The following is a 21,286-nucleotide window of genomic DNA, read 5'->3' as shown; positions in this document are numbered from 1 at the left end:
TTTTAATCGCTTCATAAATCTATTGATGGAGATCTTCTCAAAATGACGCTGGACCGTCGGGAGTTTGTCTCGCTGTTGCCTGCCCTGCTCTCTTTGAGCCCATCGGCTGTATATGCGGCGGACGCGTCGCTGGCCGCTATACAGTCCGGCGTGTTCAAACCCGGACCTGCGCGGACTGGCTCCATTCCCAAGCGCGCTTCGCGCGGCTATACGAAGGGAATGCTCAAGGCAGGAAACATCCAGCTCGAGATTCATGAGACGACGCAGGAAGTTGGCGCACCGCATGAGCCTATGGAGACGCATCTCCACAGCGAGATATGGCTGGTGCAATCGGGCACAATTGCACTAACCACCAACGGAGTGACAAGAACGATGGTTGCCGGAGATGTCGGAATCTGCGTGGCTGGCGATAAGCACTACATACAGAATGCCGGGGATACGCCAGCCACTTACTTTGTAGTGGCTGTGGGACCGTCAGAGTAGGACAGCTTGTAGAGTGGCCGAAGCCACAAGCTTCCATAGCGCCGATTGATTGTTTTCAGACGAGGGCCTTGGCGGACTTCACGGCGCTCTCTACGATATCGGAGACCGATTCGGCCAGATCGCTGGCCTGCTCCCCTGCCTTATCGGCCAGGTGTGATGCCTGTTTGCGGGCTCGCTTGACGGCATCCTGGGCCTCGTCGGCGAGCCGCTCGGCCTGTTGCTTGAGGTAATCGCCCGCATCGTGCAGATAGTCGCTGGCGTCATCGACAGCTCCTTCGACGCCCTTACGAAGCTGCTTGCGGGTGCGCGCTCCACTCTGCGGAGCATAAAGAAGGGCGATCGCCGCTCCCGCGGAGACTCCAATACCAAATGCCAGCCAATAGTTTTTTGCACTCATGCGTTATCCCCTGCGATATGCGACGGACGTGGATGCAGTCCCCGCTCTGGTTGATAGGATTCGACGGTTGCGGCTTTGGTTGGTTTCGCCCCGTAGATGCCGACGTTTACCCGCGAACCAGCAAGGATAATGGCGACTGACGTTCCCTGCGTTGCATGGCCAATCGATTGAGACAGATATCACGCTAGAGTCTTCGTGAGGTGGTGCACGTGAGGACTTTCCTGATCATCGTCACATTTATCGCAATGGTAGTCGCTCCAGCATTCGCGGCGCTTGATGTTACCCAGAAGAACCGCTGGTAAGGCTGTCTTGTAGAGAGTTCGTTATGCCTCCCCAAGACCCGCCAGTTCCCTTGCGCGAATGAAGATGCGGGTAAACATTGCCCGGTTGAGCCTTCCGGTATTGGTATTTCGCAATGAAGGATGATAGCTCGTCAGAAGAGTTACTCCGTTGGGCAGCAGATATTGCGCTCCGTGAGCAAAGCGGTAGACGGATTTGCGCGTAATAACGTCCTTCGATTTCAAATAGGCCAGGTAGCCATCAAAGGCGATCTTGCCAAGACAAACTACGACACGAACGCGGGGAAGCAGTTCAATCTCTGCGGCAAGGTGGGGCAGGCAGTTGCGTATCTCCTGCGGCGTGGGTTTATCTCCTGGGGGTGCGCAGCGGGCCACGGCCGCAATCCAGATATCGCGGAGCCGCAAGCCATCGTCGATGGAGTAGCTCTCAGCCTGATTGGCAAAGCCCGTGTCATGCAGAACGGGATACAAGAAGTAGCCCGAGCCGTCGCCGGTAAAGATCCTTCCCGTGCGGTTTCCGCCATGCGCCCCAGGAGCAAGGCCCAGAACCAATACCCTGGCTCGCGGGTCGCCAAAGCCCGGTACGGGGCGTGCCCAGTAGGTTTGATCGCGATAGGCGCGGCGCTTCTTTTCCCCGATGGCCTTACAGTAGAGGCGTAGACGGGGACAGAGTTCGCAGGTGGTGATGGCTTGCTGAACTTTAAGGAAAACCGGCGGCAGTGGCTTTACAACAGAACGTCTCACTGCATCCCATGATAGTGGCAGGCAGGTACGATTGTGAAAAGAAGCCGTTCAGTTAGTATTCTCTTCAAGTTAGGGGCTTTTCTTTGAGATTTTCGGCAGGTAGCGGATTGGGGATTTCAGATTGAACCGAAGGTATGGCTCAGGATCTGACAACGGCGTGACAACTCTGATGAGCCGTGTATGGCAGGCTGTGGTGGTGCGCTCCGGAGTGCTTACCATCACCGCGCTGGCAGTGATTGTCCTTGCACTGGCCATCGGCTGGCACGAACACTTACGAGGGCAGTTCGCGCGCCTGAAGCGCGAGTTGAAGGGAATTCCGCAGAGCGCCACTCCCGCTGTGGCATTACCAGGGGGGCAGGAGCCGGTGGTACTGGAGCGCTCGACCATCGAAGGCGGCGCCGTCCCGGAGTTTCTCTCGGTAACGCTGCTCCCCGGACGGGGAATGAATGTCTTTCAGATCAAGGCCTACCTTCCGGGTAAGGGTGAGGTGAACCTGTTGGCCTCGCCTCCACTCTCAGAAGCCGCGGAGCGAATGAAGGGAAAGGACGAGGATGCAAACGGCGCTGAGAGTTTAAAGATGGGCGGCGCGTTTGAAGTTCCGTGGGCCGGGAGAATCCTGGGATTCTCACAAAGCGGCAACAGCCTTGGGACGGCGTGGGAGGGTAAGCCGATTCGCCTGCCCGCCGAGAGGGTGAATGGACTGAGTATCGCCGCGGGAGGTTTGCTGCTGCGCACTCCGGCGAGTTCCGTGAAGACGAATGTAATGCCGGATGGCGGAGAGTCGGAAGCGGTCTACCAGCCCGGAGATTTCGATGGCCGTTGGCCGTCGGCGCTGGAGCTTGCATCGACGATCCAGCTAAGCAGCCGGGTGCTGGAGATGAAGCTTACTGCACGCAATACAGGAGATGAGTCCGAGCCAGTTGGCATGGGATGGCGCCCACGCTTTGCGGTCCAGAACCATGCACGGAAAGCCATTGTTCTGCGATTGCCCAGCGTGACGCGCCTTGAACTGCAACGGGCCGACGAGCCGACAGGCAGACTGCTGGACGTGTCGGGCACGAAGTACGACTTCAGCGGGCGTGGAGGCGCCAGGCTTGCCGACCTGACGCTTGAGGACACGTTCGTCAACCTGCGCCAGGCGCCGCTGGACAACGGCCCCGTCGCTGAATTTCGAGACCCAATCAACAACTACGGCCTGCGAATGACAATGTTGAGTCCCACAATCAAGGCAGTGCATGTTTCTGCCCCGGCGGATGGCGGCTATGTGGCGATCTCGCCACAGTTCAACTACGACGACCCCTTCGGCCGGGAGTGGACGGGGCAGGATACGGGCATGGTAATTGTTCGACCCGGACAGACGGTGCAATGGCGTATCCGTGTCGAGATATTTGCGCTTCCCCCAGGCGGTTCACTGTCCGCGAATGGTCTGGCAGATGTTCCGGGCAACATGCCCTGATCGTGGTCCCAGGCGGTTTGACCCCCCACAATGAACCCACTTACAGTAGTAAGAAGGTGCGTATCGCGCGGTGCTGGCTGGGGCCGGTAGCTGCGACGTAATTTGGCGCAACCACACTGGAAGGCATGGATTTGACTCAGACAGAGACAACAGAGACGAATGGGGCTGTAGAGTCCCCGGCGGAAGCGCAGACCGAAGCGACACATACGCACGACCACGATCACGACCATGAGCACCATCATCATGGACCTTCGTTGAATCCAGAGCTGACCCGCGAAATCGAAGTCGAGGTTGCAGCCGATGAGGTTTCGAAGGCCTTCAAGAGCGTGACGAAGCGCTACCAGAAGCTGGCGCGTATCCCGGGCTTCCGCGCAGGCAAGGTGCCGGAGTCGCTGGTGCGCTCGAAGTTCGCCAAGGAGCTGCGACAGGAGGTTCTTGAGAGCCTGGTGTCCGAGCGATTCCGCAAGGCGATCGACGAACAGAAGCTACGCCCGATCTCGGAGCCACAGTTGCTCGACCTGCAACTGCACGACGGCCAGCCTTTGAAGTTCAAGGCCGCCTTCGAGGTTGCGCCCGAGATCAGTGTTGCCGGCTACGACAGCGTAAAGGTCCAGAAGCCCGACGTCTCCCTGACCGAAGACGAATACCAGGCGGAGCTGGCGCGTGTACTCGACAGCCATGCAACGGTTGAGCCGATCGAGGAAGACCGCCCCCTGGTGGATGGCGACTGGGCAGAGATCAACTTCAAGGGCGAGGTGAAGGACCTGGCCCAGACAGTCACCGAGGACGGCGTTGAGAACGCCAGCAAGCATGAGCCGATCACCGGCGAAGATGTGCTGGTTGAGATCGGCGGCAAGAACACGCTGCCCGCATTCAACGACGCTCTGCGCGGCACCAAGCCAGGACAGGAGCTGACCTTCGAGGTGACCTATCCTGCTGAGTTTGGTGAGCAGCGTCTTGCCGGCCAAACGGTTGGCTATGACGTAACCGTAAAGGCCATCAAAAAGAAGATCTACCCTGAGCGTGACGCGGAGTTTGCCAAGCAGCTCGGCAACTACGAGAGATGGGACGACTTCGAGACGAAGCTGCGCGAGATGGCGGCCGACCGCAAGAAGAATGCGCTCGAGAGCCAGGCGCGCGACAAGATGCTGGATGAGCTGGTGCATAAGTTCGAGTTCCCTGTTCCCGAGTCGTTTGTGCAGCAACAGGTGGATGCGCGGCTCGACCGCGGTCTGCGTGCGCTCGCGCAGCAAGGCATGACGGCGGAGGCAATGCGCCAGCTCGACTTTGGGCGCTTGCGCGAGGCACAACGCGACCAGGCGCTGAATGAAGTGAAGGCATCGATGATCCTGGACAAGATCGGCGAAGCTGAAAATGTTGCCGTCAGCGACGAAGATATGGATCGCGAGCTGCTGATGCTTTCGCTCCAGTCGCGCGAGCCCCTTGAGGGACTGCGCGAGCGGTTGTCGAAGGATGGCGGCCTGGACCGGATTCGCGAGCAGATGCGCCGCGAGAAGACTGCAAGCGTGCTCTACGAAAAGCTGGCCTCGTAGCAGCAATCTCCTCAGCTCACAACCCAGAGTTCAACGACCAAAAGAAAGAGAGCGATATGGGACTGGTACCGATGGTGATCGAGCAGACGAGTCGTGGCGAGCGCGCCTACGACATCTACAGCCGTCTGCTTCGCGACAACATCATTTTTCTGGGGACGCCGATCGACGACAATATCGCGAACGTCATCATCGCGCAGATGCTTTTTCTGAGCGGTGAAGACCCGGAGAAGGACATTCAGCTTTACATCAACTCCCCTGGCGGCTCGATCACCGCCGGCCTGGCGATCTACGACACGATGCAGTACATCAAGAACGATGTGGTGACCTTCTGCATCGGTCAGGCTGCCTCGATGGGAGCGTTCCTGTTGATGGCTGGCAAGAAGGGCAAGCGCTTCGCTCTGCCCAACTCGCGCATCCTGATCCACCAGCCGTCGATGGGCGGGTTGAGCGGACAGGCGACTGACATCGACATCCATGCACGCGAGATTCTTCGCATCCGCGAGATCACCAACAAACTGATGAGCGCCAGCACGGGGCAAACACTTGAACGCATTGAGCGAGACGTAGAACGTGACTTCATCATGACGGCGTCGCAGGCCAAGGAGTACGGTATCATCGACGACATCATCGACCGGCCACGGACGTAGAACTTCAACGATTATCTGAAGGCCCGGCTGTAAGTACCCGGGCCTTCAGCGTTTTTAACGGCATCTACAACCTTCGTCATCATGCCCCGCACTAACGTGCGGAAGTACCATCCCAGCTTCCCCTTTTCAACCGATAAACAGGTGTAGACTGATAAAAGATTTTCCTGCACCACTTAGCCAGGAGTTGCCGCGTTTATGAAAACATCACGGGGACCAGAGGAATCGCTTCGCTGCTCTTTTTGCCATAAGTCCCAGGATGCAGTCGCCAAGCTGATCTCCTCTCCTTCAGACTATCCGCGCGCGTACATCTGCGACGAGTGCGTCGCAGTCTGCAACTCCATTCTTGAGGACGACCGCACGGAGGCGCAGCCTGGTTCAGCGCCTGCGCATCTGCCGAAGCCTCAGGAAGTCAAGGCGTTCCTCGATGAATACGTCATCGGACAGGAGACGACCAAGAAGAAGCTGGCAGTCGCAGTCTACAACCACTACAAGCGCATTCAGATGAACAAGACTCGCGGCAATGATGTGGAGCTCGCGAAGTCGAACATCCTTCTGGTAGGCCCAACCGGATCGGGCAAGACGCTGCTGGCGCATACGCTGGCCAAGATGCTGGATGTACCGTTTGCCATCGTCGATGCAACGACGCTGACCGAGGCAGGTTATGTTGGCGAAGACGTTGAGAACATCATCCTGAAGCTACTGCAGGCCGCTGACGGCGATGTGGCCCGTGCACAGAGCGGCATCATCTACATCGACGAGATCGACAAGATCGGCCGCAAGGACGAGAACCCGTCGATTACGCGCGACGTCTCCGGCGAAGGCGTGCAGCAGGCGTTGCTCAAGATTCTCGAAGGGACTGTGGCCAACGTTCCACCGCAGGGCGGACGCAAACACCCGCATCAGGAGTTCACTGCAGTCGACACGACGAATATCCTCTTTATCTGCGGCGGCGCATTTGTCGGGCTGGAGAAGGTTGTCGGACGGCGTGTTGGCAAGAAGGCGCTTGGCTTCCGTGCTGTTGCAGACGCGGATGCGGCGAAGGACTCGGACGTGATGCCTATCCGCGCGCAGCGCGACTCCGAGCTACTGCGCCAGGCCGAGCCCCAGGACCTGCTGAAGTATGGCCTGATCCCCGAGTTCGTCGGCCGTCTGCCGGTGATGGGCATCCTCGACGAGTTGGATGAGGCCGCTCTGATCGAGATTCTCACCAAGCCACGCAACGCCATCCTGAAGCAGTACTCCAAACTCTTCGACTTCGAAGGCGTGAAGGTCACCTTCTCTGACGAAGCGGCGCGCGCGATTGCCCGCGAGGCGCTGCTGCGCAAGGTCGGCGCTCGCGGCCTTCGCATGATCATCGAAGAGCTGATGCTCGATCTGATGTATCACGTGCCGGGCAACAAGAAGGTAAAAGAGATCGTCATTACCGAAGCCATGGTGAAGAACCGCGACCTCACACTTCCGGTGCTGCTCGAAAAAGCCGGCTGAGCGGTTCTCCGTTTGGCCGCATCTCCTTCCCACTGGCGTCCGCGCCCTGCTGCTGTGTTCTGCACATGCTTCGTTCATACCGAACGCTTCCTGCCGAAGCGTTCGTGGAGTTCCCTCCGCGGTAACTCCTTCCCGGGAGAGCACAATGCGCTCGGAAGCATTACAATCACCTGAAGCTGCAGCGGTTGTGCGCTGCGTCGTTGCCAACGTTTGTGCGTCTAATCAGGGAGAGCGATGAGTAACCAGACAAAAGAAGTGTTGAGCGCAGACGTTCGTAAGCTGCCGATGATGCCTATCCGCGACATGGTCATCTTTCCGCACATGATGACACCGTTCGTCGTCGGCCGCGAGTCGAGCGTGCGCGCGCTGGAAGAGGCGCTGTCGGGCGACCGCAAGATCTTCCTGGCGACGCAACACGATGCCTCTGTCGACGAGCCCAACGCGGACGACATCTTCGCCACAGGCACCATCGGCAACATCGTGCAGAGCGTGAAGATGCCTGACGGCAACATCAAGGTGCTGGTCGAAGGCGTGGAGCGCGCGCGTGCAGTCGAGGTTAATGACACGGACGGCTTTTTTGTAGCAACGGTTCGCACTGGTAAGACCCAGCTTGAGTTGACTCAGCAGGTCGAGCAGTTGATGCAGCGCGTGCACTCTCTCTTTGAGCAGTATGTCAAGCTGCAGCAGTCGCTCAACTACGAGACGATGGCCGCAAGCGTGCGCCCGGACGAACCGGCAAAGCTGGCCGACACGATCGCCGCAAACCTTCAGCTTCCGATTGAGGAGAAGCAGCAGTTGCTGGAAGTCTTTGACCCCGAGCAGAGGCTTTCGCGCGTTGCTGATGTGTTGGATCTCGCGATTGAAAAGTTGAACATGGACCGCACCATCCAGTCGCGCGTAAAGCGGCAGATGGAGAAGGCGCAGAAGGAGTATTACCTCAACGAGAAGATCAAGGCGATCCAAAAGGAGCTGGGCCGCGGCGAAAAGTCGGAGTTCGACGAGCTGAAGAAGAAGATCGAAGCCGCCGGCATGCCGAAGGAGGCGCTCGACAAATCGTTGCAGGAGCTCAAGAAGCTGGAGGCGATGCCTCCGATGTCGGCCGAATCGACCGTGTCGCGCAACTATCTCGACTGGCTGCTGGCGGTGCCGTGGAAGAAGCGCTCCAAAGATATCCGCTCGATCGATTACGCCGAGAAGGTATTGAACGAAGACCACTACGGCCTTGAAAAGATCAAGGAGCGCATCCTCGAGTTTCTCGCGGTCCGCCAACTGGTCAAGAACCCGAAGGGCTCAATCCTCTGCTTCGTCGGACCTCCGGGCGTGGGCAAGACCTCGCTCGGCATGTCGATCGCCAAGGCGACGGGCCGCAAGTTCGTGCGCATGTCGCTGGGCGGCGTTCGCGACGAGGCCGAGATTCGCGGACACAGGCGCACCTACATTGGCGCGCTGCCGGGGCAGATCATTCAATCGATGAAGAAGGCGGGGACGAAGAACCCGGTCTTCATGCTGGACGAGATCGATAAGATGGCCTCGGACTTTCGTGGCGACCCGGCCAGTGCCCTGCTTGAGGTGCTGGACCCCGAGCAGAACACCTCCTTTCAGGACCATTACCTCGATGTCGAGTACGACCTCTCGCAGGTCCTCTTCGTCGCTACAGCGAATGTGCTCCACACTATTCCCGGTCCGCTGCAGGACCGCATGGAGATCCTGCGGCTGCATGGCTACACAGAGCTTGAGAAGCTGGAGATCGCCAAGCAGTACCTCGTGAAGAAACAGCGCGAAGCCACCGGACTCACCGAAGAACAGGTTGTCTTCGAGGATGGCGCCATCCAACAAATTATCCGCGCGTACACGCGCGAGGCCGGCGTGCGCAATCTCGAGCGCGAGATTGGCAATGTGTGCCGCAAAGTCGCACGGCGTGTCGTCAAAAACGGCGCACAGCACAAGGAGACGATCACGGCTGAGAATATCGCCGATCTGCTCGGCGTGGCGAAGTTCCGCGACTCGCAGGTGCACGAAAAGAGCGAGGTCGGCCTCGTCACTGGTTTGGCGTGGACCGAGGTCGGCGGCTCTATTCTGCAGACCGAAGTCCAGGTGCTGGACGGCAAGGGCAAGCTGACGACGACCGGACAGCTCGGAGACGTCATGCAGGAGTCGGCGCAGGCGGCGCTCAGTTATGTCCGCTCGCGCGCGCACCAGCTTGGGTTGGCGAAGGACTTCTACCGCAACGTCGACATTCATGTGCACGTGCCCGAAGGCGCGATCCCCAAGGATGGTCCCTCGGCCGGCATCACACTTGCCACGGCTTTGACCAGCGCGCTGACGAAGATCAAGGTGCGCCGCGACATCGCCATGACCGGCGAGATCACGCTGCGCGGCAAGGTGCTCGCCATCGGCGGCCTGAAGGAGAAGCTGCTGGCAGCGCACCGCGTAGGCATCTTCGAGGCTGTGCTTCCTGAAGAGAACAGGAAGGACCTCGCGGAGCTTCCTGAGCTGCTGAAGTCGAGCATGAAGCTGCACTTCGTCGAAGAGATGGACCAGGTGCTGCAGATCGCCCTTGAGGGCAAGCTGCCGGAGTTGAAGGAAGATGCGCCCGAGGCCCTGTCGACGGTGCTTCCGGGAGGCATCGGCCTGCCTCAGCCCTCAGCGCATCAGTAGGCAACGTTCCTATCAAAAAGAGGGCGGCCCGTCGGACTTGCCCTCCTTTTGCATGTACAGCCTACACCGCCCGCCTTCCGCTGATCACGTGCATCACGAGGGCCACGACCGTGAACACGAGCAGCAGGTGGACGAGGAACACAGCCATCTTGACTGTCAGGACGATGCCGAGCCACAAGAGAAACAAGACGATAGCCAGCTTGAGAAACATAGGGCTGCCTTTCTCGCTCAGGAGTCATTGTGTCGCATCGAGGTAAGATGCGCGCCTCCCCTTGCCCGCGTTGCTCCAGTCGCAAAAGGAGGAGGCGCACCCGTGGATGCGCCTCTTTCAGTCCCGATTCGATTGATCTAGAACGAGCCACCGGCGATCGACGGGATCAGCATCACCTCGTCGCCGTCCTGAAAGGCGTAGGACTCGCCGCCAAGGAAGCGGATGTCTTCGTCGTTGACATAGATGTTGATGAAGCGGCGAAGCTTGCCGTCGTCACCCTTGATCTGGGTGGAGAGCGCGGGGAACGACTGATCGATATCGGCGAGCAGTCCGGGAAGGTTCGCCGCGGCAGAGTCAAACTGCTTCTTGCCGTCCGTGTGCCGCGTGAAGGCGGTGGGAAGCGTTACTTTAATGGACACGTTCAATTTCCTCCTGCAACTGCAAGTTCCTGCTCCGCGACGCCGTCAAGCTCGCGGAGGTAAGCGTCGAAGTCAGCGAGACGCGGCCGCACGGCGCGCTCCTGCTGGTAGTGGCCGGCGAGTGCGTCCGTTGTCTTGAGGCCGTTGCCGGTGATGCAGCTCACGGTGATCTCATCGGGCGAGATGCGGCCCAGCGCGTAGAGACGCGCGGTAACAGCGGTCGTGACGCCGCCGGCGGTCTCGGTGAAGATGCCCTCGGTCTCTGCAAGCTCCTGAATGCCGGAGACGACCTCGACATCGGAGACGTCCTCGGCCCATCCGCCGGTCTCCTGAATCATCTTGGCGGCAGCGGGGCCGTCGGCCGGGTTTCCGATGGCGAGCGAACGGGCGATGGTGTTCGGGCGCTGCGGCTCGATGTAGTCCCAGCCCTGCTTCACAGCGTGCGAGATCGGCGAGCATCCGGTCGCCTGCGCGCCAAAGAAGCGCACCGACTTCTCCTCGACCAGGCCGAGGTAGACCAGCTCATTGAAGGCCTTGCGAATCTTGCGGACGAGCGAACCGCCAGCCATGGGCACCACAACATTGTCGGGAAGCTTCCAGCCGAGCTGTTCCGCGATCTCATAACCGACCGTCTTCGAGCCCTCGGCATAGTAGGGCCGCAGGTTCACGTTCACGAAGCCCCAGTTGTATTCGTCGGCGATCTGCGTGCAGAGGCGGTTGACGTGATCATAGTTGCCGTCGATGCGTACGAGCCGCGCGCCGTAAACCTGCGTGTTGAGAATCTTCGCTGGCTCAAGATCGGAGGGAACAAGAACGCAGGCTTTCAATCCGAGGCGCGCGGCCTGCGCCGCAACGGAGTTCGCAAGGTTACCGGTCGAGGAGCAGCCAACCGTCTCGAAGCCGAAGCCCTGCGCGTTGGCCAGTGCGACCGAGACGACGCGGTCCTTGAAGCTGAGCGTGGGAAAGCATACGGCGTCGTTTTTGACATAGAGGTTGTTCGCGCCGATGCGCTTGCCGAGGTTCTTCGCGCGAACCAACGGCGTGAAGCCAACCGGAAGGTCGGGTTGGAGCCCCTTGGGCAACGGAAGCAGCGTGGCATAGCGCCAGATGCTGGCTGGTCCCTGGGCGATGGCCTCGCGTGTGAAGACGCCACGAGCGGCGTCGAGGTCGTAGGTGACCTCGAGCGGGGCAAGGCAGTCGGGGCAGGCCGAGAGCGGCTGATTGCCGAAGAGCTTGCCACACTCGTTGCACTTCAGTTCATACGCCACAGCCGAACAGGAATAGCTCATTACGCTCTCTCCAGTGTGGAGGAGGTGATGATCTGTGACGTCTCTTCTGGAATAGACCTGCATGTAGAAAACATGCAGTCCGGCATGGACTGAAGTTCGCGGGGCAAAATGGGGTATGCCCCTCGAATCTCATGTTCCCTGTCTCCAGGAGAGAGTTGACACCGGTCGCCCGAAATAATGGTTTCAGGCCGGTTGTCGTGGCGTCACAGGGCTCTTCCCTCAACCACTCTTCATGAAATTCGCGTCTGCAGTGTTTCCAGCGCAGACTGAATGTAGTTACTGTTTTATCACACTGCTGCGGGTACTGCAATAGAATCAGCGCTAATCTTACGGGTCTCGCGTGATCAGGCGAGAACTTCGGCCTTGTCCTTGTTCGACTGCACCACATCGGGGAGCTTCGGATTGGGCACCAGGAGGTCTTCCTTGCGCATCACCAGCGTAGTCGCATTCAGAGAAGCCAGCTCAAATCCGTGTCCATGAGTGATCGCATCCGTCGGGCAGGCCTCAACACAGTAGCCGCAGAAGATGCACCGGTTGTAGTCGATGTTGTAGACCTTGGCATATCGCTCGGCCGAGGAGATGCGCTTCTCTTCCGTGTTCTCCGCCGCCTCGATGTAGATGCAGTTTGAGGGGCAGGCCGCCGCGCACAGGAAGCAGGCGACACACTTCTCCAAGCCGTTCTCGTCACGCTGAAGCTGGTGCTTGCCGCGAAAGCGCTCCTGGAACTTCGCGCCACGCATGGGACCCTTGCCGTCAGGGTAGTTCTCAACCTCGGAGGGCTGAAAAGCCTCCTTCAGCGTAATGCTCATTCCCTTGGCGATGGCGGCGGCGTTGCGAACGATAGACATGCATCAAGTATAGCGTGAGCGGAAAAACGGCCATGTGTGCAACGACGATTTACGGTGATGGCACGGCATCCGCCATGTAGTCACGCGGGTGACGGTCGAATAGCTATCGAGCCATCTCCACCGGGCTAATCGTCTTCAATTTCGGGAACGATGTGCCGAAGAATCTCTTGTCGCGGCTCAACAGCCGATCTGCACGCAATTGTGCGTGTGCTGCAATAAGAAAATCCGGCAGGATGCGTGTTCTATCGCCACCACGGCGTCTATAGCTTCGAAAATACTGGCTTGCAAGGAAAGCTATCTGCTGATCGACTGGATGTATCTCACAACCTAAGCCATTCAGAAATGCATCGGCGCGGCCCTGGGAAGAGAATCTGCCGGCAACTTCCGCATAGCAGATTGCCGAAAGCACCAGTTCGCCGGACAGGGCCGCCTTGCGCAGAGCCTCTTCAGCGAGAGTCGCTTCTTCGTTACTGCCTGCAAGAATGTCAAGCAGGACATTGGCATCGACTGCGGTCGTCACCTTCCGCGCGTCTCACGAATGTAATCATCCACCGAAGAGTAGCCCTCGGCCAAAAGATCTTTTCGAAGCGATCCCTTGTATTTGCGCAGGGCCTCATCGAAACGGCGCATCTCCCGATTCGGTGTGAGCGTTAACGTGGTCCCCTTGAGCTCGAAGACGATAGCGCTGTCCGTGTTCAGCCCGAGGTTGTCCCGAATTGCTTTGGGAATAACAACCTGGCCGCGCTCGCCGACCTTGCTTCTGAATTTCATACCACAAGTATGAATCAATTCCGTGATTCAGGCAATGGTTTACTCGATCCCCAGCTTCTTCCACATGGCGTCGACCCGGGTTTTTACAACTGCATCCATAGCGAGCATCGGAGGCCACGGCCGCGTGAATCCCTCCGCCGCCCACTTCCGCGTGGCATCGATCCCCATCTTGCTGCCGTAGTTGGGCAGGCGGCTGGCATGGTCGAGCGAGTCGACCGGGCCGAGCGTGAACTGGATATCGCGCTCGGGGTCGATGTTGTTGGTCACGCGCAGCACCACCTCGGCGATGTCCTGCACATCGCAGTCCTCGTCGACCACGACGATGCACTTGGTGAACATCGCCTGCCCCATCGCCCAGATGCCGTTCATCACCTTACGAGCATGGCCAGCGTAAGACTTGCGGATCGAGACAATCATCAGATTGTGAAAGACACCCTCGGGCGGCAGGTTCACGTCCCGAATCTCAGGCAACGTCAGTTGCATGAGAGGTAAAAAGATGCGCTCGACGGCCTTGCCCATCCAGGCATCCTCCATGGGAGGCTTGCCGACGATCGTGGCCGCGTAGACCGGGTCCTTGCGGTGCGTGACGCAGGTGATGTGGAAGACCGGGTAGTCGTCCTCCATGGTGTAGAAGCCGGTGTGGTCGCCGAAGGGTCCCTCGGTGCGCAGTTCGCCCAGCTCAACGTAGCCCTCGAGGATGTATTCGGCGTTGGCAGGAACCTCGAGATCGACGGTCTCCGCCTTCACCAGCTCCAGAGGCTTCTGGCGCAGGAAACCTGCGATCAGATACTCCTCGACATCGGGCGGTGCAGGAACGATTGCGCTGAAGGTGGTCGCCGGATCGGTGCCGATGGCAACGGCGACCTCCATCCTCTGCCCGCGAATCTTTCCGAGCGTTGCATTCGAGATCGTATGCGCTGACGGAGCTGCGGCGGTGCCGCCCGCAGTTTGAGCCATCAGGTCGACGGCGGCGGTTGTGTCCTCCGACGTTGCGCGCAGCCGCTCGCGCATGTGTTCGGCCGCAACCTTCTGGCGCTGCCAATGCATCCCGGTCGTCTTCCCGTCGTAGACCTGCATGCGGTACATGCCCACGTTGCGCTTGCCGGTGTGCGGATCCTTCGTGATAACGCAGGGCAGCGTGATGAAGCGGCCGCCATCCTGCGGCCAGGTCTTGAGGATCGGGAGGCGAGTGAGGTCCACCTGATCGCCACGCAGGATCACCTGCTTGCAGGGAGCGTCCTTCGCCGCGACCGCCTTCGGAAAGAAGCTGCCCACCTCCGCCAGCTTCGGCAGCATCTTCAGCTTGTCCATCAGGCTGGTCGGCGTCTCGGGCTTCAGCAAAAGACGGATTCGGTCTGCAATGGCGCCGAGCGAATCGGTCTCGAGCGCGAGCCGCATCCTGCGTGTGCTGCCGAACTGGTTCATCAGCACGCGCGCGCCGGGATGTCCCTTGACGTTCTCGAACAGCAGCGCCGGGCCGCCGGCCTTCGCTGTGCCGCGCCCCATCTTGGCGGCACGGTCGGCGATCTCGGCCATCTCGAGGTCGGGCGAGACCTCGACCGTGATGCGCTTCAGCTCACCGGCCTTGTGCAGTTCGTTGATCCAGTCGCGAAGATCGTCGTAAGCCAATTCCCTCTCCTGCCGCGGCAAGCCGCACCGACGTCTATGGTAACGGCTTACGCGGCCAGAGACGAAATGACTAGAGCTTCACGAAGATCTTCTTCCGCCACAAAATCCAGTTGGGGATGAAGCAGACCAGCACATAGGCAAGCGCAAACGCCGCCGAGGTATTGTTCGTCGAGCCGTGGCTGGCGAAGACGTGCCAGTAGACCCAGCTCCACACCGACATTGGCTTGCCGTTGGGGCCGATGCTCGAGGTGTGAATGGCGGTAAAGGTCTCAACCAGCAGATCGGATACCGCATACGCGACGATGGCGTTCGAGCCGAAGACGAACCACGGCCAGGTAAGCTTCGCTCCGAGCTTCGTCTCGTGAATGTGCTTCATATCAATCAGCCAGTAGCAGAGCGCGAGGCCGAGCAGCGTGCAACCCGCGGCGAAGAGAACGTATGAACTCGTCCAGAGCTTCTTGTTGATCGGGAACCAGATGTTCCAGATGAGGCCAGAGGTGATACCGGCGACGCCTGCAACAGCAAACCCCCAGGCGCACTGCGCGCGGCTGATGTGGGGCGGCTTGGTCTCTGCTCGGCGCAGCCACAGAGATGCAACCGCACCAAGAAGAGTTGTGCCGATCGCGGGGATCGTGCTGAGCAGCCCTTCAGGATCGCGCGTTACTTCATACAGTCTGCCGGTGTGGAGGGTGCGCTGCACGAATGCGACAATGCCGCGATCGAGCCAGGCGGCGAGGTTCCGATCAGAGTCGAGCAGAGGAACATCGACGCCAGGCACGCCAAAGCCGGGTACCGGGACGAAGCGCATCAACACCCAGTAAGTGACCAGCAGAACGGCCGCGATCGTCAGCAAAGTGCTGGCCCGCTGGGTGACGAGACAGATGAGACCGGCGATCAGATAGCAGAGCGCGATGCGCGGCAACACGCCGTAGAAGCGGAAGTGGGTGATGTTGAAGTGCGGAAAGAGTGCGATGAAGGTGTAGACAAGGTAAATCGTCGCCGCGCGCCGGAAGGTATGCAGAGCAAGGTCGCGCTTGCTGGCGCCGCGCTGCAGACGGGCGTTGATCGACAGGATGATCGACATGCCGACGACAAAAAGAAACGTCGGGAAGACCAGATCGGTCAGCGTCCAGCCATTCCAGGCAGCGTGCTCAAGCTGCACATAGGTGTGATGACCATCTCCTGCGTCGTTGACCAGGATCATGAACGCGATCGTGATGCCGCGCAGGACATCGATGGACAGGACGCGGGATGGTTTCGGCGCCGTCACGGTCGTAGAGGCCGGAGTTGCCGCTGGGAGAGTCGCAGACTGATGTGCCATGGTGATCCATCATCGCTCAATGGGAGCAGCTTTGTGGAGCTTTTTTCGCGGGAACATTTCTCGGCGCAGAGGGGTCTAACCATTCAACGGACGCATTCCTCGCTAGATGCGCCCCTGAACCTGAACCGGTTTAGAGGTGCTTTATGTTCGAGGACAGCATGTTTGAATCGCGCACTGCAACCCAGTCGGCCACCCGCCGGTGGACGATGGCTGGCTCTTCCGCGTTGCAAATCGCCATAGCCGCTACGCTGGTGGTTATACCTTTGCTTCACCCAGAGAAACTGGCGTTCCATGTGGACACGCCGCTGGTCTTCACGCCTCCGCCGCCGAGACCTCCGCTTCCGGTAGCCACGCAGCAGCAGGTTGCAACGGATGCATCGTCCGCAACGCTCCCCGTCACCTCGCGCCCGCTACCGCCGATCATTGATCGAACCCCGGGAAGCTCTTCCGAAGACGCTCCTGTGATCGGCGCGATCCACATGGGCGTGGGAGATGGCCTTCCCATCGCATTGGCAACATCGGCCAACCACGGGCCGGCCGTCACGGTTGCTCCAGCGCAGCGCCCGGCACAACGGGTGAGAGTCTCAAACGGTGTCACCGCAGGGGTTCTGCTTGCCCCAATTCGGCCCGCATATCCCGCCATCGCCCGGGCTGCCGGTATCTCCGGCGCAGTCGTCATCGAAGCCATCATCTCGAAGACCGGCGCGATCGAGAGTCTGCACGTCATCAGCGGCCCGCCGATGCTCCGTGAGGCCGCGCTCGATGCGATCAGGTCCGCGCGCTATCGCCCTTACCTTCTGAACGGCGAGCCGACAGAGATACAGACGACCTTCACTGTCAACTTCAAGATAGGAGGATGAGGCCGCGCGACGTTACAGCAGCGGCAGAGCAGGCTTGGCCTGCGAAGCGGGAGCGATATCGGTGGACAACACCGCAGTCGCTGGTGGAGCTTCCACCGGGTATTCCTCCAGCGGGTACCCGGCGTCCTTCCAGCCATCAAATCCGCCGCGCAACGGACGAACGCGGTAGACCCCAAGTTTGTGGAGTTGCAGCGCCAGCTTCGCGCTCGTCTCCTCGCTCGGGCAGGTGCAGTAGAGCACCACGTCGCGGTCGCGAGGGATGATCTCGCTGTGCAGCCTGATCTCGTTGGGCCCGATCCGCAGGGCGCCCGGCAATACGCGCGGGTCGGGCGCGTAGTCCAGCGGGTGACGCAGGTCGACGATGAACGGAGGCTTGTTCCCCAGCTCGGCAGCCTGGTCCATCATCTCCTTCAACTCGCCCGGTTCCAACCGCAGCTCGCGCACCTGCTGCAGGAACTTCCGCGTCTTGAGGAAGCGGTAGGCCATGAAGCCGAGAACCATCAGCACGAAGATGATGAAGGCAAAGCGCCCAAGCCAGTGGAAGAACGGAGCGCTCTTCTGCGCCACGTCGCCGAAGAAGCGGCCCGGCAGAAGGAATGCCTCCGCCCAGATGAACGAACCGGCGAGGTCCCACATAAAAAATCTTGTGTAGGACATCCCGATCTGGCCGGCAATGGGAGGCGCAACCGTGCTCAGCCCCGGAACGAACTTCGAGAAAAGCAGCGTCGCATGTCCCCGGCGCGTAAAGTAGCCCTCGGTCTTGCTAACGCAGGTCGAGGCCTCAAACGACAGACGGCAGAGCAGCTTTAGCACACTGTTGCCGTACCGCTGTCCCATCAGGAACCAGATTGAGTCGGAGATCATGCACGCCGCAAGGACAGCGATCAGCGCCGACAGGTGATGAATCTGGTGTGTCGCGCTCAACGTTCCCGCCGTAAGCAGCAGAGGCACGCTCGGAATCGGAATGCCGATCTGCTCCACCAGGACCCAGAGAAACAGGATCAGGTAGGCGTAGTGAACGAAGAATGCTAGCGCGATCGGCATAGGGCGAACAAGAATATCGATGGAAAACCTTACGGCAATTGGATGCCGCAGCGTTCCTTAAAGATACACAGCCCGGCCCCGCTGACGGAACCGGGCGGCAGGACGGGACGGCGATCTTTCACCTGGTCTGCCAGCAACTGATTTAACCTGCGGCAGGTCTTCGATCACCATGCCGAACTGAGCGGCAAAAAAGAAACGGACGGCTTTCGCCGCCCGTCCTCGATCAGTTCCGTTTTTACTTTACGGAAACAATCGGCGTCACCGAGAAGCCCGGACGCAGCGACATGTCCTTGTTCTCGTCAGCCAGGTTGGTGAAGTCGATGCGAACCGGGATACGTTGCACGACCTTCACATAGTTGCCGGTTGCGTTCTCCGGAGGAAAGAGCGACAGTCGTGAGCCGGTGGCCCCGCCAATCTGCTTGATCTTGCCGTGGAACTTGCGCCCGCCAAGGGCGTCGACCTTGATGGTGACGTCCTGCCCTGGCCTCATGCGGTCCAACTGCGTCTCCTTGAAGTTCGCGGTGACCCACAGATCGGTCAGAGGAACGATTGTCAGCACATCCTGGCCCACGGAGAGATTCGCCCCGACCTGGATGTTCTTCTTGTTCACGATGCCTGACACTGGCGCGGTGATGTGAGTGTAGCCAAGGTTGAGCTTCGCCTGGTCGACCTTCGCCTGTGCCTGCTTGACGTCGGCAAGCGCCGCCTGCGCCCTGGCCTGCTGCGCCTTGACCTGGCTGGGTCCGTTCTTCGCTGCCTCGAGTGCCTGCGAGCGCGACTGTATGAGCCGTTGCTGCGACTGACGCACCGCCTCCTGCTGACCGATCAGCGTCGACTCCGCCTCAAGCACAGCCGCGCGATTGGCCGCGGCCTGCGCCACCGCCGCATCGAACTGCTGCTTGGAGATCACGTCCTTCTCGACGAGGGGCTTGTAGCGCTCCACGTCGAGGTCGGACTTGACGGCATTCGCCTTGGCCTGGTCCACCCGCGCCGCCGCGGCCTGCACCTGCTTCTGCGACTGAGCTACGGCTGCCTGCGTGCCCTGAACGTCGGAGCTTGTCGTACTGATGCTGGTGCTCGAAGAGATGCTCGCAATCGGCACGTTCACGTTCGCCTGGATCGCGGCCGCCTCGGCGCTGGCAAGGTTGGCCTGCGCCTGCTCAAGCGCCACCTGGAAGTCCTTGGGGTCGATCTCCGCGATCAGGTCGCCGGCCTTCACCGCCTGGTTGTCCTCGACATACACCTTGACTACCTGTCCGGCGACACGGGCGCTGACCTGGTACAGGTCGCCGTCCACCTGCGCATCGTCGGTGTCCTCTGTAAAGGTTGAGTGCCAATAGAACAGCGCGGCGCCGATCGCCAGCAGCATCACCACGGCGATCACTGCCAGCTTGCGCCGCGACTTCTTCTCCGGCGACTCTTCTTCGATCTCCGGTGCGTTGTTTTTATTCTGCTCAGCGTCTGCCAAGGTTACTTCCCTCCGAGGTAGTCTTTGTAATTTGTCTGTGCCGCGCCCAGCGCACGCGCCAGAGAAAGCTTGGCGATGTTGTGCTGGTAGAGCGCACTGATGTACTGGTCGTTGGCCTGCTCGGTCTGTGCCTGCGCCTGCGATACCGGCAGGTTGTCAGAGACTCCCGCCTTGAACCGCTGCTGCGCCTCGCTGAGGGCCTCATTGGCCAGCTCCACGTTTGAGTGCGTCGCTTCAACCAACTTGGCTGCCGCCTGAATATCGAGAATGCTGTCGCGGACGTCCGCATTCACCTGCTGTGCCTGGTCGGCGAGACGCGCGCGCGCCTGATCGTACTGCGCGCCAGCCACATCTTCCTGCCCCTTCGTCTTCGCGATTTGAAGGATCGGCACCGTCACCTGGCCAGTCGCGCTGTAGCTTGAGTGCGAGTGGCCGGGCGTCTGCCCCAGGTCGCCGAAGTCTCCCGTGAAGCTGACGACGGGAAGCTGATACGCCCACGCCGAAGTCTTCTGCGCGCTCGCCGCCTTCACCTTCTCGCCCGAGGCCGCGAGGTCCTTGCGCGTCTTCAACGCCTGGTCAACAGTCGCCTGCGGATCAATGTCGTTGAACGCCGCATAGGGCACCTGGTCCGTCAGGCGGTAGTCCTGATCGAGCGGAAGTCCGATCGCCCGCGCCAGTGCCAGCTTGTCCTTCGCCAGCTGGTTCTTCGCGGAGATAAGCGTCTGCTGCTCGTTCTGGTAGTCCACCTGCGCGCGTAGAACATCGAGCTTGGGGCTTGTGCCCGCTTCGTGAGCAGCGACAGCCTGGTCGAGCGTCACCTTCGAGGTCGCAAGCTCCGCGCTGACGGCCTCGACACGCGCTCCATCGGCTACGCACAGCAGATAGGCATTGCCCACAGTTAACACAACCAGGTCGCGCGCGTCGGCGGCGGTCAATTTCGCCGCAGCAAAGTTGTGTTTGGCGGCGATGTAATTCTGAAGGGCCGATACGTTGACAAGGTTCTGCGTGAGATACGCCCGGAAGTCGACTACCTGAAAGGGTCCAACAATAGGATTAATCCCGGGAAACTTCAATCCGTAGGCTGCAAGGTTCACCTGCTGCACATTAATGCTCGCCGCGCCGGTCACCGTCGGAAGCAGCGCCTGAAGCTCCTCCAGTCGCTGGCCGTTCGCGTTCCTCTGCGCCGCTCCCTGCAGGATGACACCGAGGTTATTTCTCAGGCCGCGCTTGATCGCATCGTCGAGCGAAAGGTCGATCGTCGTTCCCGTCGCCTTGCCTTCGACGATGGAGCCCTTGTACGAGTCCTGCGTCACACCCGCATCGTTCTGGCCGGAGACGGTGTAGAGCTGCTGCTGCGCGCCGGCGATCGGGGAGCTCTCGGGGCCCGAGCTGGGCCCGGTCTGCGTCGGCTTGGGCTGATTTCCTGATCCCTGCGCCTGCTGGCTGTATGCGGAAGGCAGGCACGCCAGGGTCAGGCCCAGGACCGCTGCCGCGCCTCTCCTATAGCCAGCTCTCCCGCAGACGAATCGCTGCGCTTCAGCCACTTTCCTGAGTTGAACCATGTCTTCGATGGTACCTGCATCCTCTGTATTTTGAAGCTCTATTCACAGCACCGGCGGGGATGGGAAACCGGCGCCGGGCAATGTCTTTCTCAATTCAGATGCTTAGAAGCCGTTTAAGCCGCAAAAAGTTTCGCATGGTTGC

20 protein-coding genes and 1 riboswitch are annotated in these 21,286 nt (G+C 60.0%); of the genes, 7 read left to right on the top strand and 13 right to left on the bottom strand.

Going from position 1 to position 21,286, the window contains the following annotated elements; genetic code table 11:
* Window positions 1–48 precede the first annotated feature (48 nt).
* Window positions 49–483, top strand: a complete 435-nt coding sequence (locus tag JSS95_04270) for a cupin domain-containing protein (protein MBS1799022.1) — start codon at window positions 49–51, stop codon at window positions 481–483.
* 55 nt (window positions 484–538) lie between these two features.
* Here JSS95_04270 and JSS95_04265 read toward each other — a convergent pair whose 3' ends face one another.
* Together JSS95_04265 and JSS95_04260 are read right to left on the bottom strand one after the other, a co-directional pair.
* Window positions 539–880 carry a YtxH domain-containing protein gene (locus JSS95_04265; GenBank protein MBS1799021.1) on the bottom strand — a complete coding sequence of 114 codons (342 nt, stop codon included), beginning with the start codon at window positions 878–880 and terminating at the stop codon, window positions 539–541.
* Window positions 881–1,203: 323 nt separating this feature from the next.
* A complete protein-coding gene (locus JSS95_04260; GenBank protein MBS1799020.1) occupies window positions 1,204–1,923 on the bottom strand; it encodes a uracil-DNA glycosylase in 720 nt (239 codons plus the stop codon).
* Window positions 1,924–2,092: 169 nt separating this feature from the next.
* Here JSS95_04260 and JSS95_04255 point away from each other — a divergent pair, with 169 nt between their 5' ends.
* The 5 genes from JSS95_04255 to lon all read left to right on the top strand — a co-directional run bounded on the left by JSS95_04255 (window position 2,093) and on the right by lon (window position 9,722).
* Window positions 2,093–3,379 carry a hypothetical protein gene (locus JSS95_04255; GenBank protein MBS1799019.1) on the top strand — a complete coding sequence of 429 codons (1,287 nt, stop codon included), beginning with the start codon at window positions 2,093–2,095 and terminating at the stop codon, window positions 3,377–3,379.
* A 125-nt stretch (window positions 3,380–3,504) separates the two neighbouring features.
* On the top strand, window positions 3,505–4,932 hold the full coding sequence (gene tig, locus JSS95_04250; GenBank protein ID MBS1799018.1) for a trigger factor: 1,428 nt from the start codon (window positions 3,505–3,507) through the stop codon (window positions 4,930–4,932).
* A 56-nt stretch (window positions 4,933–4,988) separates the two neighbouring features.
* Complete coding sequence (clpP, locus tag JSS95_04245) at window positions 4,989–5,579, top strand: ATP-dependent Clp endopeptidase proteolytic subunit ClpP (GenBank protein ID MBS1799017.1); 591 nt, start codon at window positions 4,989–4,991, stop codon at window positions 5,577–5,579.
* A 195-nt stretch (window positions 5,580–5,774) separates the two neighbouring features.
* On the top strand, window positions 5,775–7,064 hold the full coding sequence (gene clpX, locus JSS95_04240; GenBank protein ID MBS1799016.1) for an ATP-dependent Clp protease ATP-binding subunit ClpX: 1,290 nt from the start codon (window positions 5,775–5,777) through the stop codon (window positions 7,062–7,064).
* Window positions 7,065–7,298: 234 nt separating this feature from the next.
* Window positions 7,299–9,722, top strand: a complete 2,424-nt coding sequence (gene lon, locus JSS95_04235; GenBank protein ID MBS1799015.1) for an endopeptidase La — start codon at window positions 7,299–7,301, stop codon at window positions 9,720–9,722.
* A 61-nt stretch (window positions 9,723–9,783) separates the two neighbouring features.
* Here lon and JSS95_04230 read toward each other — a convergent pair whose 3' ends face one another.
* The 8 genes from JSS95_04230 to JSS95_04195 form a co-directional block, all read right to left on the bottom strand.
* The gene (locus JSS95_04230; protein MBS1799014.1) at window positions 9,784–9,933 is read right to left on the bottom strand and encodes a hypothetical protein; all 150 of its coding nucleotides are present in this window, start codon (window positions 9,931–9,933) and stop codon (window positions 9,784–9,786) included.
* Between the two features lie 137 nt (window positions 9,934–10,070).
* Complete coding sequence (locus JSS95_04225; protein MBS1799013.1) at window positions 10,071–10,352, bottom strand: MoaD/ThiS family protein; 282 nt, start codon at window positions 10,350–10,352, stop codon at window positions 10,071–10,073.
* 2 nt (window positions 10,353–10,354) lie between these two features.
* Window positions 10,355–11,641, bottom strand: coding sequence for a threonine synthase (locus JSS95_04220; protein MBS1799012.1), 1,287 nt, complete (start codon window positions 11,639–11,641; stop codon window positions 10,355–10,357).
* Window positions 11,642–11,767: 126 nt separating this feature from the next.
* A riboswitch (SAM riboswitch) is annotated at window positions 11,768–11,880 on the bottom strand.
* Between the two features lie 105 nt (window positions 11,881–11,985).
* Window positions 11,986–12,489, bottom strand: a complete 504-nt coding sequence (locus JSS95_04215) for an NADH-quinone oxidoreductase subunit I (GenBank protein ID MBS1799011.1) — start codon at window positions 12,487–12,489, stop codon at window positions 11,986–11,988.
* A gap of 103 nt (window positions 12,490–12,592) precedes the next feature.
* Window positions 12,593–13,009, bottom strand: a complete 417-nt coding sequence (locus JSS95_04210) for a PIN domain-containing protein (protein ID MBS1799010.1) — start codon at window positions 13,007–13,009, stop codon at window positions 12,593–12,595.
* Window positions 13,006–13,260, bottom strand: a complete 255-nt coding sequence (locus JSS95_04205; GenBank protein MBS1799009.1) for an AbrB/MazE/SpoVT family DNA-binding domain-containing protein — start codon at window positions 13,258–13,260, stop codon at window positions 13,006–13,008. Before JSS95_04205 ends, JSS95_04210 begins: the two co-directional genes overlap by 4 nt.
* Before the next feature lie 39 nt (window positions 13,261–13,299).
* Window positions 13,300–14,889 carry a UbiD family decarboxylase gene (locus JSS95_04200; protein MBS1799008.1) on the bottom strand — a complete coding sequence of 530 codons (1,590 nt, stop codon included), beginning with the start codon at window positions 14,887–14,889 and terminating at the stop codon, window positions 13,300–13,302.
* 70 nt (window positions 14,890–14,959) lie between these two features.
* Window positions 14,960–16,210, bottom strand: coding sequence for a DUF1624 domain-containing protein (locus tag JSS95_04195; protein ID MBS1799007.1), 1,251 nt, complete (start codon window positions 16,208–16,210; stop codon window positions 14,960–14,962).
* Between the two features lie 143 nt (window positions 16,211–16,353).
* Between JSS95_04195 and JSS95_04190 the strand changes: the two genes are divergently transcribed.
* Window positions 16,354–17,070 carry an energy transducer TonB gene (locus tag JSS95_04190; GenBank protein ID MBS1799006.1) on the top strand — a complete coding sequence of 239 codons (717 nt, stop codon included), beginning with the start codon at window positions 16,354–16,356 and terminating at the stop codon, window positions 17,068–17,070.
* A 12-nt stretch (window positions 17,071–17,082) separates the two neighbouring features.
* Here JSS95_04190 and JSS95_04185 read toward each other — a convergent pair whose 3' ends face one another.
* From JSS95_04185 to JSS95_04175, 3 genes are all read right to left on the bottom strand, one after another.
* Complete coding sequence (locus tag JSS95_04185; GenBank protein MBS1799005.1) at window positions 17,083–18,114, bottom strand: VTT domain-containing protein; 1,032 nt, start codon at window positions 18,112–18,114, stop codon at window positions 17,083–17,085.
* Window positions 18,115–18,349: 235 nt separating this feature from the next.
* A complete protein-coding gene (locus JSS95_04180; GenBank protein MBS1799004.1) occupies window positions 18,350–19,483 on the bottom strand; it encodes an HlyD family secretion protein in 1,134 nt (377 codons plus the stop codon).
* Window positions 19,484–19,584: 101 nt separating this feature from the next.
* Complete coding sequence (locus tag JSS95_04175; GenBank protein ID MBS1799003.1) at window positions 19,585–21,144, bottom strand: TolC family protein; 1,560 nt, start codon at window positions 21,142–21,144, stop codon at window positions 19,585–19,587.
* Between the last annotated feature and the right edge of the window lie 142 nt (window positions 21,145–21,286).

Source organism: Acidobacteriota bacterium, assembly GCA_018268895.1.
Lineage (GTDB): Bacteria > Acidobacteriota > Terriglobia > Terriglobales > Acidobacteriaceae > Edaphobacter.
The sequence above is the reverse complement of the archived record's forward strand: the minus strand, read 5'-3'. Positions and strand labels throughout refer to the sequence as shown.

Excerpts from the sequence above, each read along its gene's own strand:
- clpP (MBS1799017.1), top strand. The coding sequence starts at position 4,989 with ATGGGACTGGTACCGATGGTGATCGAGCAGACGAGTCGTGGCGAGCGC.
- JSS95_04195 (MBS1799007.1), bottom strand. The coding sequence starts at position 16,210 with ATGGCACATCAGTCTGCGACTCTCCCAGCGGCAACTCCGGCCTCTACG.
- lon (MBS1799015.1), top strand. The coding sequence starts at position 7,299 with ATGAGTAACCAGACAAAAGAAGTGTTGAGCGCAGACGTTCGTAAGCTG.
- JSS95_04180 (MBS1799004.1), bottom strand. The coding sequence starts at position 19,483 with ATGCTGCTGGCGATCGGCGCCGCGCTGTTCTATTGGCACTCAACCTTT.
- JSS95_04175 (MBS1799003.1), bottom strand. The coding sequence starts at position 21,144 with ATGGTTCAACTCAGGAAAGTGGCTGAAGCGCAGCGATTCGTCTGCGGG.
- JSS95_04215 (MBS1799011.1), bottom strand. The coding sequence starts at position 12,489 with ATGTCTATCGTTCGCAACGCCGCCGCCATCGCCAAGGGAATGAGCATT.
- JSS95_04265 (MBS1799021.1), bottom strand. The coding sequence starts at position 880 with ATGAGTGCAAAAAACTATTGGCTGGCATTTGGTATTGGAGTCTCCGCG.
- JSS95_04230 (MBS1799014.1), bottom strand. The coding sequence starts at position 9,933 with ATGTTTCTCAAGCTGGCTATCGTCTTGTTTCTCTTGTGGCTCGGCATC.
- tig (MBS1799018.1), top strand. The coding sequence starts at position 3,505 with ATGGATTTGACTCAGACAGAGACAACAGAGACGAATGGGGCTGTAGAG.
- JSS95_04185 (MBS1799005.1), bottom strand. The coding sequence starts at position 18,114 with ATGCCGATCGCGCTAGCATTCTTCGTTCACTACGCCTACCTGATCCTG.
- clpX (MBS1799016.1), top strand. The coding sequence starts at position 5,775 with ATGAAAACATCACGGGGACCAGAGGAATCGCTTCGCTGCTCTTTTTGC.
- JSS95_04255 (MBS1799019.1), top strand. The coding sequence starts at position 2,093 with ATGAGCCGTGTATGGCAGGCTGTGGTGGTGCGCTCCGGAGTGCTTACC.
- JSS95_04205 (MBS1799009.1), bottom strand. The coding sequence starts at position 13,260 with ATGAAATTCAGAAGCAAGGTCGGCGAGCGCGGCCAGGTTGTTATTCCC.
- JSS95_04190 (MBS1799006.1), top strand. The coding sequence starts at position 16,354 with ATGTTCGAGGACAGCATGTTTGAATCGCGCACTGCAACCCAGTCGGCC.
- JSS95_04220 (MBS1799012.1), bottom strand. The coding sequence starts at position 11,641 with ATGAGCTATTCCTGTTCGGCTGTGGCGTATGAACTGAAGTGCAACGAG.